This is a genomic window from Clostridia bacterium (genome assembly GCA_019683875.1).
GTDB lineage: Bacteria > Bacillota > Sulfobacillia > RBS10-35 > Bu92 > Bu92.
This window is the reverse complement of the sequence record JADGHN010000046.1, coordinates 1-13,418: the sequence shown is the minus strand read 5'-3', so window position 1 is coordinate 13,418 and position 13,418 is coordinate 1. Positions and strand designations below refer to the sequence as shown.

15 protein-coding genes are annotated in these 13,418 nt (G+C 69.9%); 6 read left to right on the top strand and 9 right to left on the bottom strand.

Annotation, left to right across the window (positions count from 1 at the left end; genetic code table 11):
- Positions 1-324 precede the first annotated feature (324 nt).
- Positions 325-819, bottom strand: coding sequence for a CopD family protein (locus IRZ18_05240; protein ID MBX5476515.1), 495 nt, complete (start codon positions 817-819; stop codon positions 325-327).
- A gap of 214 nt (positions 820-1,033) precedes the next feature.
- On the opposite strand from IRZ18_05240, the gene IRZ18_05235 reads away from it, so the two are divergent.
- The 3 genes from IRZ18_05235 to IRZ18_05225 are packed head-to-tail and all read left to right on the top strand — an operon-like array spanning position 1,034 to position 3,061.
- Positions 1,034-1,507 (top strand): pyridoxamine 5'-phosphate oxidase family protein, encoded by a 474-nt coding sequence (locus IRZ18_05235; protein MBX5476514.1) that lies wholly within the window; start codon positions 1,034-1,036, stop codon positions 1,505-1,507.
- Positions 1,497-2,417, top strand: coding sequence for a prenyltransferase (locus tag IRZ18_05230; protein ID MBX5476513.1), 921 nt, complete (start codon positions 1,497-1,499; stop codon positions 2,415-2,417). Before IRZ18_05235 ends, IRZ18_05230 begins: the two co-directional genes overlap by 11 nt.
- Positions 2,411-3,061 carry a CPBP family intramembrane metalloprotease gene (locus IRZ18_05225; GenBank protein MBX5476512.1) on the top strand — a complete coding sequence of 217 codons (651 nt, stop codon included), beginning with the start codon at positions 2,411-2,413 and terminating at the stop codon, positions 3,059-3,061. The genes IRZ18_05230 and IRZ18_05225 overlap by 7 nt, the downstream gene beginning before the upstream one ends.
- 7 nt (positions 3,062-3,068) lie before the next feature.
- Here the strand turns inward: IRZ18_05225 and IRZ18_05220 are convergent, their stop codons facing one another.
- The 3 genes from IRZ18_05220 to IRZ18_05210 form a co-directional block, all read right to left on the bottom strand.
- Positions 3,069-4,364 carry a hypothetical protein gene (locus IRZ18_05220; GenBank protein MBX5476511.1) on the bottom strand — a complete coding sequence of 432 codons (1,296 nt, stop codon included), beginning with the start codon at positions 4,362-4,364 and terminating at the stop codon, positions 3,069-3,071.
- An 80-nt stretch (positions 4,365-4,444) separates the two neighbouring features.
- Positions 4,445-5,419 (bottom strand): multicopper oxidase domain-containing protein, encoded by a 975-nt coding sequence (locus IRZ18_05215; GenBank protein MBX5476510.1) that lies wholly within the window; start codon positions 5,417-5,419, stop codon positions 4,445-4,447.
- Positions 5,420-5,534: 115 nt separating this feature from the next.
- Entirely contained in the window at positions 5,535-6,074 is a 540-nt protein-coding gene (locus IRZ18_05210) for a DoxX family membrane protein (GenBank protein MBX5476509.1), read from the bottom strand.
- Between the two features lie 253 nt (positions 6,075-6,327).
- Between IRZ18_05210 and IRZ18_05205 the strand changes: the two genes are divergently transcribed.
- The 3 genes from IRZ18_05205 to IRZ18_05195 are packed head-to-tail and all read left to right on the top strand — an operon-like array spanning position 6,328 to position 8,736.
- Positions 6,328-7,719, top strand: a complete 1,392-nt coding sequence (locus tag IRZ18_05205) for a GAF domain-containing sensor histidine kinase (protein MBX5476508.1) — start codon at positions 6,328-6,330, stop codon at positions 7,717-7,719.
- A gap of 5 nt (positions 7,720-7,724) precedes the next feature.
- On the top strand, positions 7,725-8,384 hold the full coding sequence (locus IRZ18_05200) for a response regulator transcription factor (protein MBX5476507.1): 660 nt from the start codon (positions 7,725-7,727) through the stop codon (positions 8,382-8,384).
- A 10-nt stretch (positions 8,385-8,394) separates the two neighbouring features.
- Positions 8,395-8,736 (top strand): hypothetical protein, encoded by a 342-nt coding sequence (locus tag IRZ18_05195; GenBank protein ID MBX5476506.1) that lies wholly within the window; start codon positions 8,395-8,397, stop codon positions 8,734-8,736.
- Here the strand turns inward: IRZ18_05195 and IRZ18_05190 are convergent.
- The 5 genes from IRZ18_05190 to IRZ18_05170 form a co-directional block, all read right to left on the bottom strand.
- Complete coding sequence (locus IRZ18_05190; GenBank protein ID MBX5476505.1) at positions 8,733-9,692, bottom strand: hypothetical protein; 960 nt, start codon at positions 9,690-9,692, stop codon at positions 8,733-8,735. The genes IRZ18_05195 and IRZ18_05190 overlap by 4 nt on opposite strands.
- A gap of 214 nt (positions 9,693-9,906) precedes the next feature.
- The gene (locus tag IRZ18_05185; GenBank protein ID MBX5476504.1) at positions 9,907-11,391 is read right to left on the bottom strand and encodes an aldehyde dehydrogenase family protein; all 1,485 of its coding nucleotides are present in this window, start codon (positions 11,389-11,391) and stop codon (positions 9,907-9,909) included.
- A 96-nt stretch (positions 11,392-11,487) separates the two neighbouring features.
- Positions 11,488-11,883: a TIGR04086 family membrane protein gene (locus tag IRZ18_05180; GenBank protein ID MBX5476503.1), complete on the bottom strand. Its 396-nt coding sequence runs from the start codon at positions 11,881-11,883 to the stop codon at positions 11,488-11,490.
- A 140-nt stretch (positions 11,884-12,023) separates the two neighbouring features.
- Positions 12,024-12,263, bottom strand: a complete 240-nt coding sequence (locus IRZ18_05175; protein ID MBX5476502.1) for an alpha/beta-type small acid-soluble spore protein — start codon at positions 12,261-12,263, stop codon at positions 12,024-12,026.
- A 224-nt stretch (positions 12,264-12,487) separates the two neighbouring features.
- Positions 12,488-13,418 (bottom strand): hypothetical protein (locus IRZ18_05170; protein MBX5476501.1); only part of this gene is annotated, 931 nt, incomplete at its 5' end.

Genomic DNA, 13,418 nt, shown 5'->3' with positions numbered 1-13,418 from the left:
CTGGCCAGCCGGTTCGCGCCGGACGAGGACCCGCGCACGTGGATCGCGGACGTCCGCCGCGAGAACCGCCTGAGCACGGTGGTCATCAAGCCCGGCCAGCGGCTGCGCCTGCCGGTGGGTCCGCGTTCGAGGTGAGAGGCGTTGTCATGATCACCGGCGCAGTCACCGCGGCACCGCGCCGCCTTGCAACGCGTCGACGACCGATCCCGCCGGCTTGCAATTCGGACCTCGGTCTCCACTTCCGATAAGATACATTATGTCAACTTAAGAAGCAGGTAGCCGATTACGCGCCCACGCAGGCGCAAGCCGCGGTCCGCCGCGCCCTTATCCCCCAAAGACGAGGCGCAACCCGAGGTACACGACGACGAGTCCCAAAAGAAGATTCACGCGACCGACCCAACTGCCCAACATCCTGTAGCGCGAGCGCTCCTGAGGCGTCAGCGGCCGCTGGTCACGGTTGGCGCCCAACCGTCGCATCGCCACGTCATGCACGATCGTCACGACGAGAATCACAGCCACGAAGGCGAGCTTCCACGCGAGCACGCGGCCGAACGGGGTTCCGTAGAAGCTCGCAGACGTCAGCTGGCTCCAGGTCAAGCCCATGGCCCACAGGTTGCCCACGCCCGTCAGCAGCAGCAGGCCGAGCGCGCCGAGCATCCATGGCCGCGACTGTCGACCGATCGTCTGGTAAAACGCTGCGCGCTTCGCAGGGTCGCCAAGCTTCGCGGCAACCGGTGTCACGATCAGCGCCAGGACGAGCATCTCCCCGACCCAGAACATGGCGGCGACAAGGTGGACGTAGAGGATCGCAAGCGCCATCGCAGTTCCCTCCTGACCCTTCTGTCCATTTTGAACTTCATACGGTTGCAGGCAACGGCCGATCGGCCGGACCGAACGGCCGTGGAATCGGGGACGAACGGTCCTATGCACACGTCGTGCGAAGCGGTACTGCAGGAGGGGGAATGCGCGCCCGGTGGCGCGCCGCCGTCCCCTACGATGCCGTCACCTGACGAGGCCTTCACCGAAGGAGGGCATGCTCGTGGAGCACGACGTGCGACAAGTCGCCGCCGAGGTTCTGGCCGGCCACAATCACGTCACGGTCGCCACCCACGGACCCGCGGGGCTCTGGATCGCAACCGTCTGGTATGCAGAACGGTGGACGGACGACGGTCTTGACCTGCTCATCAACCTCAAACCGGAAGCCCTGACCCTCGCGAACTTGCGTGCAGCGTCCGAAGCCGCCTTCGCCATCAACGGTCCCCAGCCGGACCGCTTTCTCCAGGGCAAGGCCCAGGGCCAGGAGCTGGGCCTCCTTCGCGAAGTGAACGACGTGCGCGAGCAGCTGCTCCGCAAGGCGCCCACCCTGCAGCGGTTCGTTGAGCGCATTCCCGATCTGGTGGCCGTGCGCTTGCGAGTCACCGAACTCTTCGTCACGGACCACACAAAGGGCATCGGGCGCCGGACCCGCGTGCCGTTGACGGCGGGAGTGCCAAGCGATGTCGACTAGCGCGTCTCCCACGGCGCGGCCCATGCGTGCCCGGGTCCGGGATGTCGTCGAGTCGACCCGCCCCTTCTCATTGAGCGGCGCCACCATGCCGGTGCTGGTGACGGCCGCCGCCACGATCCCCGATGACCCCTCTGCGGCCTGGCGGCTGCTTCTTGTGTGGATCGGCCTCGTGGCGGCTCAGGCCGCCTGCAACGTCATCAACGAGGTCTACGACGTGCGGAACGGCGTCGACACGCTGGAAACGCCGTGCCCGTCGAAGGTCATTCTCACGGGGCGCATGTCCTCCAGACAGGTCCTGGCCCTCGGGCTCATTCTCCTGGGTGTCGGATGCGCCATCGGCCTGGTTTTATCGGCGGTCGCGGGTCTGTGGGTCCTGCCCGTCGCGGCCGTGGGCGCCCTGGGGGCGTACTTCTACACCGCCCCGCCACTGAACTACAAGTACCGGGCGCTGGGCGTGCCGCTGATCGCCATCTTCTTGGGCCCTCTGCCCGCCTGGGCCGCGGCCCGCATCGCGACAGGCCACGTGTCCCCTGCGGTCATGGCGGCGTCGGTGCCCCTGGGGCTGCTGATGGCGGCGGCGCTGCACGCCAACGACGTCCGTGACCGGGAAACCGACCGGCGTTCGGGCGCCCGCACGCTCGCGGCGCGCATCAGCGCGCAGGCAGGTTTCCGAGTTTGGCAGGCGCTCGTCTTCGGGTCCTACGCCTGGGTCGTGTTCGCCGTCGCCGTGCACTGGCTGCCCGCGCCGGCGCTCCTGGCCCTCCTCACGCTGGGCGTCGCGCGCCGCGCGCACCGGGACATGGTCGACACGCTGGCCTCGCCCAAGACGATGTTCCCAGAGGTCTCATCGGCCCGCCTGCACCTCTGGATGGGCCTGACTCTGACGGGCGGACTGCTGCTCGCATGGTGACCCTCCGACCCGGAGCCGCGCTCGCCCTCGACCTCGTCTTGGCCGCGGCCCTGTGGATCGTCGTGTTCGCCTGGCGTCCGCTTCCCTTCTGGTGGCTGATGGGGCCCGCCATGGCGGTGCTCGGGGTCCTCGGCGCCTACCGTCGCAGCCGGCTCCCGCGGTCTGCCGCCACGCCGCCGCACCGGCCGCACGCCATGGTGGCGGATGCCGCCCGGGACGCGCTGATCGGCGTGGCGACGGCGATCCTGCTCTACGCGTTGTTCGCGGCCGGAGACGCACTCCTGTCACGTCTGCCCGGGTTTGCCGGCGGCGTCACGACGGTGTACGCGATGACCCGCCTCCCGAAATGGCTCATGGCCGCGCTCCTGCTCTTCGTGGCCGGGCCGGCGGAATCCGTCTTCTGGCAGGGGTACGTGCTGGAGACCGGTCTCCGGCGATGGAGCCCAGCCGCCGCCTGGGCGGCCAGCGTGGCGCCCTACGCGCTCGTCCACTGCGCTTCAGGCAACCCCGCGCTCGTCGCGGCGGCGCTGATCGGCGGTGCCTTCTGGTCCTACCTCTACCTCCGCCTGAGACGGCTGTTGCCCGTCATCGTCAGCCACGCCGTCTGGGACCTGATGATGCTCGTGCTTCTGCCGCTGCGGTGAGCCCGCGTCACGCCTCACGCTCCCGCATGTGCCGCCGTGCGGCGAACGCGGGCCACAGGGCGGCGACGCTCGCGACCCCGCCCGCCAGTTGGAGAAGCGCGGCCGGGCGGGCGAGCGCGTCCTGCAGCGGCCGGTCCGCCACCACGGCGGCCGCCAAGCCGAGAATGCCGGCCTGCAGCAGGATGTACCCCGCGTAGCTGAGCTGCGGGCGCGACACGTTCCACGTCCGCCTGGGCTCGTTGTGGTCTCGCGCCCATTCGGCCAGGTCGAGCGTCGTCAAGAACACGAGGATCCGCGACAGCTGGCCGATGATGAGCAGCGTCGGCGCGGCGAAGAGGCCGAGGTAGAGGGCGAGGACGGGCCATGCGGCAGGCGCCGCCCCCACCACCCCGGCGACCGTCGCGAGGATGGCCGCCAGGCCGTGAGCCAGCGCCGCGACGGTGAGCACGGTGACCGGCTCGCGCTTTCTGTGGGCGCGATGCCGCACCATGCGGACGATGTCCATGCCGAACGCCGCCACGCCGGCCAGTGCGGCCGCCCAGGCCAAGCCGGTCGCCCACGAGGCGCCTAAGTGGGCCAACTGGATCGCCACGACGGCGACGGCGAGCGCGGCGACGGCCGGGCGGCCGAAGCGGTCGTCCTCGTGGCCACGCTCCGTCGCGAAGAAGAGCGGAATCAACCGGTAGGCGGCGCCCACGACGACCATGCCCAGCCACCCGCCGATCGCCGCCGCCATGTGCACCGGCGCCATCGCCACGAGCCGCCCCGGCAGGAGTCCCGCCAGCGCGAGGGCCATGACGAAGCCCAGAATCGCCGTCTCCGCCAGGAACACGGGCGCGAGCGCGAACGCCCACGCCGTCGGCAGGCGCCCCGCATCCGACTTCAGGACCGGCCAGACCGCCCGGATCCACGACGCCGCGTGCGCCAGGAGGACGCTCGCCACCAGCGTGCCGCCCGCCGCCAGAAGCGGCGCCTCCGCTCGGGCAAAACCGAGGACGAAGAGGCCGACGCCCACGGCGTAAGGAATCAGGAGCCGCCGTCCCACAACGGCCGGCAGCCGCGCCGGATGCAGAATGACGGGCACGAGATTGAAACTGGTGCCGAACATCGTCATCGTGACCCAGCCCAGCACGTCGAGGTGCAGAAGACCGAAGGCGGCCAGGCCGGACTCCGCCGGGCGCAACGCCAGATCCGGGCGCGCCGCCATCCAGCCGAGCAAAACAAGCAGCGCGGCCAGCGCCGCGCCGGCGTACGCGAACACGACATCCGAACGCGCCCGTGCGCCAAACGTGAGCGGTTTCATTCCCCCGCCCCTTCCCTGCGTTCCGAGCTTCCGGGGCGACCGGCGCGGGCCGGCCGCCCCGCACTGGCCTTCGGACCGTGTTATGGCGTCACTTCGATCACGCCGATCGCTCCGAGCGTGGCATCGCCGAACGAGTGCGTCACGAACGGGTATTTGCCCGGTTCGTCAAAGTGAGTCTCGAACACCGCCCCGCCACCCGGCGCGAGCGTGTACGTGCTGACGCCATACTGGGCGTTCTTCGGGTTGCCGTCCGGCTCGACGCGGTCAAAGATCGTGCCGACGACATGGAACGCGGAGAAATGATCCGGTCCGGCGTTGACCACGTAGAGCCGCACCGGCTCCCCCACCTTGACCTTGAGGGGGTTCTCCTTGTACTGGTCCGCCCGGCCGTTGAAGACCACCGCGGCCGCCTGCCCGGCCGTCATGGCCTGCATGTCCATATTCTTATACATTTCGCTCTGCACAAGCGAGAATTCCCGTGCGTCCGTCCGACCGTCCTTCGGGTCCACGATCAACATGCCGTACATGCCCATGGCGATGTGCATCAGCACGGGCGCCGTGCCGCAGTGGTACATGAACACGCCGGGGTCGTTGGCCCGGAAGGTGACCGTCCTGGACTCGCCGGGCGCGACATCCGCGAACGCTCGATCCGGCGCCACGCGTGCCGCATGGAAATCGATCGAGTGGGCGATGGTGTCCTTGTTCACCAGGGTGACTTCCACCGTATCCCCCTGGTGTACGCGGATCACCGGGCCGGGGACCCGGCCGCCGAACGTCCACACCGTCTCGACCAGCCCCGGGGCCACCTCCAACTTGCGCGGTTCGATCGGCAACGTGACCTTGACCGTCGTCCCGGCCGCCGGGGGAGCCGGCGCCTCGGGCGACACCGCCTCCGCCACGGGGAGCTTGGCGGTGTCCGCCGCTTCGCTGCCCGTTCCGGCATTCGCGTCGCCCGCGCCCGGCGCCGTCGTCGCCTGCTGCGGAACCGGTCCGCAGGCCGCGCCCAGCAGAAGGGCAAGCCCCATCACCACGACCAGCGCAATCCGCTTCAACATTTGTGGCACCTCACTCTCTTGCCGCCGGCGTCCCGATGGGCGCCGGCTCAAGGTCGCACACGTCATCCGTCACAAGGGCCGGCTGCGGGTGTCCCGCAGCCGGCCCGTTCCGCGTTCAGGCCGCCGCTTTGTGCACGCGCGCCCCGGGCTCGCCGCCCTCCGTGCCCTGCGCATTGCGGCGCCGGAGGTACCGCCACAGCCCGTCGACGCCGAACCGTCCCGTCGTCCCGATGAAGAGCAGGATCACAGCCACCGTGAACCAGATGGGGTTCACGCTCACCGTGCCGGCCAGCATGTAGTTGAGGTTCATCAGCGCGCCGGCGATCAACGCGAACGTGGTCAGCGCACCCAGGACCAGCCCGATGCCGACGAGCACTTCACCGTACGCCACCAGGAACGACATCAGTTTCGCGTGAGGCAGGGCGAAGTGCTGGATGAAGCTCGCGTAGAACGGTTGCACGTCAGGGTGCTCGCCGGCCGTCTTGGCGAGGGCGCCCTTCAGGAAGCCCGTCACCGCCGCGCCCGCGTGGTCGCCGGTCCAGGCCGGGTTGCCGACCTTGCCGATGCCCGCGTGGAACCACTGCACCCCGAGCCAGACCCTCAACGCGGCTCCAGCCAGGTCCACACCGTCCCGCCAGGTGTACCGCCTTGTCATGGCTGCTCCTCCTTTCGCCGCGGCACCGCGCCGCTGGCGATTTCAACGTACATCCGGCGGCATGCGCCACCTACGGGCGATGGCACCGTTCTCCATGCGGTCGATCGTCGCGCGCGCGATGGGGCCGGAGGAACTGCCTGCCAATGTCGATCGGTCGTGTTCGGGTGTCCGTTCGGGGAAGTCGCGGTCATCCGATCGACGAATGTCCGTTCGTCCCTTTAGGGTTACACTGAGGGCGGGAGCGTGCCTTGCCGTGCAGCTGACGCTGAAGTCGTTGAAGCTGTGGGCGCTCGTGCTGCCGATCGTGTTCCTGGTCGGCCTGCAGCTCCTGCAGTACTTCTTTCTTGAGCCGCGATTCTCGCGGGAAGCCGTCCACCTCACGATCGCGGCGATCATCATCGTCGGCGTCATCCTGTTTTCCACGTTCGTTTGGCGGGCCGTCGAAAGGATCGAGGGCGAGCTGAAACGCGCCTATGAGGCGGAGCGCCTTCAAAGCGCGCAATTGGCCGCGCTTCACGAAGCGGCGCTGCAGATCACGAGCGAACGGACGTCGAAGGCCGTCCTGCAAAAGGTCGTCGAGCTCAGCTGCCAGGTCATCGGGAGCAAGTACGGGGCGCTCGCCGTCCTCGGGCCGGACGGCGCGATCGACGAGTTCTACACGTCCGGCATCGACGAGGAGACCCTGGCCAAGCTGGGTCCCCCGCCGAAGGGGCACGGGATTCTGGCGCTGGTGACGGAGACGCGCACGCCGTTGCGTCTCGACGACATTTCGCAACATCCGCGCTCCGTGGGCTTCCCGCCCCACCACCCCGTCATGCGCACGCTGCTCGCCGTGCCGGTCATCTTCAAGGACCGGATCCTGGGCAACCTCTACCTGTCCGAGAAGCTGAACGGCGAACCGTTCACGCCGCAAGACCAGCAGACGCTTGAGCGGTTCGCGGCGCAGGCCGCGATCGCCATCGCCAACGCCCACCTGTATGAAGAGGTGCAGCGCCTGTCGGTCGTGGAGGAACGCGAGCGGATCGCGATGGACCTGCATGACGGCGTGATCCAATCCATTTACGCCGTGGAGCTTGCGCTCGAGAACGCCGCCGACCTCATCGACGACCGGCCGGACGAGGTCAAGGCTCAGCTCGACGAGGCCATCGACCGGCTGGGCGCGATCGTCGCCGACATCCGCCACTACATCCTCGACCTGCGCTCCCACCGGCTGGCGGACAAGGCGTTCCCCGCCCTGCTGAAGCGCCTGCTGGAGTCGGCCGGCACCGGGCCGGACGTGGAAAAGGTCATGCATGTCGACGGCGAGTTCGGCGACATGTCCCGCCGGCAGCAGTGGGAGCTTTGGCACATCGTGCACGAGGCCCTGACCAACGCCGTGCGCCACGCGGAGGCGACGCGGCTCGAAATCCGGCTGCGCCGCGAGGGCGACCGCGCCCGGATCGAGGTCCGCGACAACGGCAAGGGCTTTGTGGTCGACCGCGTGCCGACGGAAGACGAAGCCGGCCAGCACCAGGGCCTCGCCAACATGCGCCGGCGGGCTCGCGCGTTGCACGGCGAACTGCGCGTCGAAAGCGCTCCGGGGAAGGGCACGGTCGTCATCGTCGACGTTCCCGTTCATCATGACGAACTCGCATGGGAGGCGTGATGGACATGTCAGAGACGCAGACGCCCGTCAGGGTCATGCTCGTGGATGATCATGAGGTCGTGCGCCTGGGGCTGAAGTCGCTCCTCGACCGGACACCCGGGTTGCAGGTCGTGGCCGAGGCCAGCACCGTGCAGGAGGCGATCGCGGCCGCGCGCCAGGCGAAGCCGGACGTGGTCGTCATGGACGTGCGGCTCCCCGACGGCAGCGGCATCGACGCCTGCCGCGAAATCCGCTCGGAACGCCCGGAGACGCAGGTGATCATGTTGACCTCGTACCCGGACGACGAGGCGCTGTTCGCGTCCATCACCGCCGGCGCGGCGGGGTACATTCTCAAGCAGACGCGGGGCAAGGTGCTGGCGCAGGCCATCGAGACCGTCAGCCGCGGCGGCTCCCTGCTGGATCCGTCGCTGACGCAGAAGGTCTTCGAGCGGCTGCGCACGCCGTCCAAGGCCTCGGGCGACGCCGGACTCGCGTCGCTCACGCCCCAGGAGCGCCGCATCCTGGAGCTCATCGCCCAGGGAAAGACGAACAAGCAGATCGCCGAGGTCCTATACCTCAGCGAGAAGACGATCAAGCACTACGTCAGCAACATTCTGTCGAAGCTGCAGGTGTCGCGCCGCAGCGAGGCCGCGGCCTACCTCGCGCGCCACAGCCGCTCCGAGTGAGGGGCGCGGCGTGACCCGCGGGATGGGCGACCTGGACCTGTTGCTGAAAGCGGAGAACGGCACGTGGATCTTCGTGTGGTCCACGCGTGAGGCGGACGGCCTGGCGCTCACCGCCGAAACGCGGCTCGCGCCGGAGGATCACGAGGCGTTCCTCTCCTTCGTGCGAGCAGCCGGAGCGGGACGACGGGCGCTGTTCGCGCAAGCGCACGGCCCCCTGCGGCTCTATGCGGACCCGCGCCCGGAAGGCTGCCGCCTGACGCTGGAGTGGAACGGCGCCGCACATGCCACGTGCGGCGTGACGCTGTCGCATGACGAGTTGAAGAGGCGGCTGTTCGGGGGGATGCCCGGCTAAGGCGCGCGCCGCGCCGGCGCGCGCATCGTCTCCGCCGGCGCCACGGTGCCGCTGGCGAGGTCCAGGCGATGTCCGGCCGGGACGACCGTCACGGGCACGCCGACGAGGCCGGACGGCGAACCGGCCGCCGCCGCGCACACCGCGCGGACGTCATAGAAGCCGACTCCTCCCTCCCCCGCGACCTCCACGCACCCGGCGTCCACGATCGCGAGGGCGCCCGGCTCAAGCGCCAGGGCGAAGCGGGTGTCGCTCGGCAACTGGCAGAGTCCCTGAAGGAAAGCCGAAGCGCGACCCGCCCGCGTGTAGGCGACGTCCACGACCCACCCCGGCAGGAGGCCGAGACCCGGCACTGCGTTCGGGCCGGCCGCGGCCAGCCCGCCGTCTTCGGCGTCCGGCGCCAGGCTCCAGTCGCCCGCCAGCGCCGCCGCCGCGCCGGCGAGCAGCACGGTGGCCCGGCGCGCCAGGGCGTCCTGGAGCGCGCGCTGAACCGCGCTTCCGTGCAACAACGCCGCGGCGTGGCGCAGGTCGTCCGCCGACAGCACGATCAGGTCGACGTCGCGAAGGGCGGCCGCGCGGACTTCGTCCTCCGCCTGCACGCGCGTGGTGACGCTCGCCGCGACCACGTCGCCGACGCCGAAGCGCGCGAATTGCCTCGACCACCGCCGGCCGGCGGCCGCGAAGTCCAGCTGGAAGCCGACGATGACCTGCACGCGGATGGAACGCCCGCCCGCGACGCGAACGAGGCGCACGAGCGCGTCATCCGACAGGTCCCCACAGCCGGCGAGGACCAGCTTGCCACGCCCTTCCGCAGCGTTCGCCGTGGCCAAGATGTTCCGCGCCGCTCGCGGCTTGCGCGGCGGCTTGAGCAGGCCGCGGCCGGTCAGGGAAGCGAGCCGGCTCGTCAGCCACTGGTGCAGTTCGTTGACGGCGCCGCCGAGCTGTTCGCTGAGATCCATGGTCCGTCTCCCATGCGCGTGACGATGCCAACAGTATACTACGGTGTCCAGGTCGACCCCATGACAGGCGTGCGACGGCGATCGACACGCCTGTGCGAACGCCCGCCAGGCGTGCAGCAACGGCGACGCCGCCCGCCCGGGCGGCGCACCATGCAGGCGCGCACCGCGCCAGGCGCGCGGCGTCTCCGCTTGGCCATCTTCGGCGCCGCGGCCGTTACTGGTTGTCGATCTGCGCCCGCTGCAGGCGGCCGCTATAGTCGACGTAGATCGACTTCCACTCGCTGTACGCGTCCAACGCCGCCTGGCCCGCCTCTCGGTGGCCGTTGCCCGTCTTGCGGTAACCGCCGAAGGGCAGCTGGATCTCCGCGCCGATGGTCCCCGCGTTGACATAGACGATGCCCGTGGCGAGGTCACGGATGGCCGCGAACGCACGGTTGACGTCCTGGGTGTAGATCGCGCTCGACAGGCCGTACTGGACCTCGTTGTTGACGCGAATCGCTTCTTCCATCGTGTCCACGGGGATCAGCGAGAGCACCGGGCCGAAGATCTCCTCGCGCGCGATGCGCATGTCCGGGCGCACGTCCGCGAAGACGGTCGGCCGGTAGAAGCTCCCCTTCGCCAGTTCGCCCTCCTCGGCCGGGCTGCCGCCCAATGCGAGGCGCGCGCCCTCCTGCTTGCCGATCTCCACGTAGCCGTGCACGCGCTCCACCGCGCGACGGTTGATGAGCGGTCCGACGTCCGTCGTCTCCAGGAGGCCGTCGCCGAGGCGCAGCTTGGACGCGCGCTCGACGATCATCTCCTCGAGCTTCTTGGCCACGCTGCGCTGCACGATCACGCGGCTGCAGGCCGTGCACCGCTGGCCGGTGGTGCCGAACGCGCTCCAGAGGATCCCCTCGAGAGCAAGCTCCAAGTTCGCGTCTTCCAGCACGATGATGGCGTTCTTGCCGCCCAGTTCCAGGCTGACGCGCTTCAGGCCGTGCTGCGCGCACATCGTCGCCACATGCGTCCCGGACTCCACGGAACCGGTGAACGAGACCATGTCGACGCCCGGATGCTTCAGCAGCGCCTCGCCCACCGCCTCACCAGAGCCGAAGACGAGGTTCACGACGCCCGGGGGCAGGCCGGCCTCTTCGAGGATCTCGACGAGCATGGCCGCGAGGATCGGCGTGTCCGTGGCCGGCTTGAACACAACCGTGTTCCCGAGCACCAGCGAGGGCATCATCTTCCAACTGGGGATGGCCGCCGGGAAGTTCCACGGCGTGATCACGGCGACGACGCCGATCGGTTCCCGGACGCTCATGGCCCACTTGTTCGGAAGCTCCGCGGGCACGGTGTGGCCGAACTGCCGGCGACCCTCGCCCGCCATGTAGTACGTGATGTCGATGGCCTCCTGCACGTCGCCGCGGGCCTCGGGCAGGACCTTGCCCATCTCCCGCGTGAGCATGCGGGCCAATTCCTCTTTGCGGTCGCGCAGGATCTCGGCCGCGCGATAAAGGATCTCGCCGCGCTTCGGCGCCGGCACGAGCCGCCACTTCTTGAAGGCCTCTCGCGCGGCGTTGACCGCGGCTTCCACGTCCTCCGGGCCGGACCTGGGCACGTCGCCCAGCACTTCACCGTTCGCGGGGTTGATGCTGGGCACGCGCTCGCCGCTCTTGGCCTCAACCCACTGCCCATTGATGTAGTTGCGATAGGACTTCAAACCCTTGTCCCCCTCCCCCACACAGCGATCGACCCCGCACGCAGGGTCGATCCGCGTCACCTCCTGTATTCTACCGGACACAGCGGCGGCGCGGCGCTAGAGATTCACCCCAAGAACGCCGCCCACGATGCCCGCGATGAGGCCGAGCACAAGCCGCCTGAAGAGGTCGAGGACAGTGACGTCCGACTGGAACGCGAGCAGTCCGACCGCCATGGCCAGGGCCGCGTACACGACGCCGACCGCGGCCCCGTGCAGCCATCCCAGGGATCCGGCGCGGCGGGATCCGTACCCCGCTCCGGCGGCCAGGCACAGCACGCCGCCGTAGAAGATCAGCGTCTCCGCCGTCGTGTCTGCAAGCCCGGTGGAGTACACGGCGAGCGCCATCAACGCGGACGCGAGGAGCGTCAGGACGAACGCGCAGGCCACGCCGGCGGCCACGGCGCCCAGCTGGAATCCCGGATCGTAGCGACTGATGTCCGCTTCGCGACGCATGGTTCAGGTCCCCCTCGCAGAGGGCGTTTCTACCCCAGAGGTATGCGCCCCCGCGCGAGGTATGCGGGCCTTCCGTCGAGCGGAAGCGAAAGCGGGTCCGCGCAGGGACCCGCTTTCTCCGAAGGTGTCCAACGACCGGGTTACTCGGGTTGGTCGGCCTCGCGCGGGATTTGGCCGTCCCGCGCCATGCGGCGCTCGGCGAAGCGGACCATGCGGCGCACCATGTTGCCGCCCACCTTGCCCGCCTCGCGCGTCGTCATGTTGGCCCAACCGCGACGCTCGATGTCGTCGCGCAAGCCCAGTTCCTCCGCGACCTCGTATTTCAGCCGCTCTCGAGGCGTGTCCGCGGAGCGGACCGGGCGCTCCCGACCTTCGCCCACGTCGACAACCTCCTCGCGCCGGCGGATGCCGGCGTCGTTATGTTGCCCTCGCGGCGAGGCCGCCAATCCGGCGGATGCTGGATGCGCAAACGACGCGAACCATCCGCGTCGCACGCGAACGTGGCGACAGAACACGCCGAAATTCGGCGATGTCGAGCGAGGCCGTACGACGAAATCGTTCGAACGACGACACAGCTCGGCGCGCGCAGCACCGGCGCCGGCCGTCACGCGTCGGCGTCTTCCCTGAGGGCGGGGAAGTCGCTCGCCGACCGGCGTCCGGCAAGCCAGTCGGCGACCGCCCGCAGGACCTCCGCCTGATGGCCCCCGAAGCACGAGGCGTCCGGCAGCGAGCTCAAGAAGGCCCGACCGTACGCGGTGCGCACGATCCGATCGTCGAGCACGACCACCGCGCCGCGATCCTCGCGGCTGCGAATGAGCCGGCCGAACCCCTGCTTGAACCGCAGGACGGCCTCCGGCAGCGAAAGCTCCGCGAACGGGTCCCCGCCCCGCGCCTGCACGGCCTCCGCGCGCGCCTGGCCCAGCGGGTGGCCCGGCGGCCGGAAGGGCAGGCGCGCGAGCACCACGAGCTGCAGGTTCTCACCGGGCACGTCCACGCCTTCCCAGAAGCTGGCCGCCCCGAAGAGCGCCGTGCGCGGGTCGCGCCGGAGCGCGTCCAGCAGGCGCCACCGGCTGCCGTCGAGCCCTTGGGCCAGCGGCTGGATCCCCGCGCGCTCCAGCGCCGGCCGGAGGCGATGGTACGCCTGCCGCAGCGCCCGGTGGCTCGTGAAGAGCAGCAGGGCGCGTCCCTCCGAGGCGAGCAGCAGGCGTTCGAGGAACGGCACGACGCCGTCCCAGTACGCCCCGTCCTCCACCTGCGGCACGCGGGGAAGGTCGGTCGGGACGGCGATCAGCGCCTGCTCCCGGTAGGCGAAGGGCGAGGCGACGGTGACCGTCTCCACGCGATCCCCAAGCGCGTCGAGGCCCAGCCGGCGGGCGAAGGCGTCGAGCCGGCCAGCGACCGACAACGTCGCCGACGTCAGCACGGCGGACGACACGCGCTCGAACAGGGCCTCCCGCAACCGCGCGCCCACCTCGACCGGCGCCGCCCGCAGCGCCGCCTGGCGGCCGTCGCCCTCGAGCCAGGCGGCCCAACCC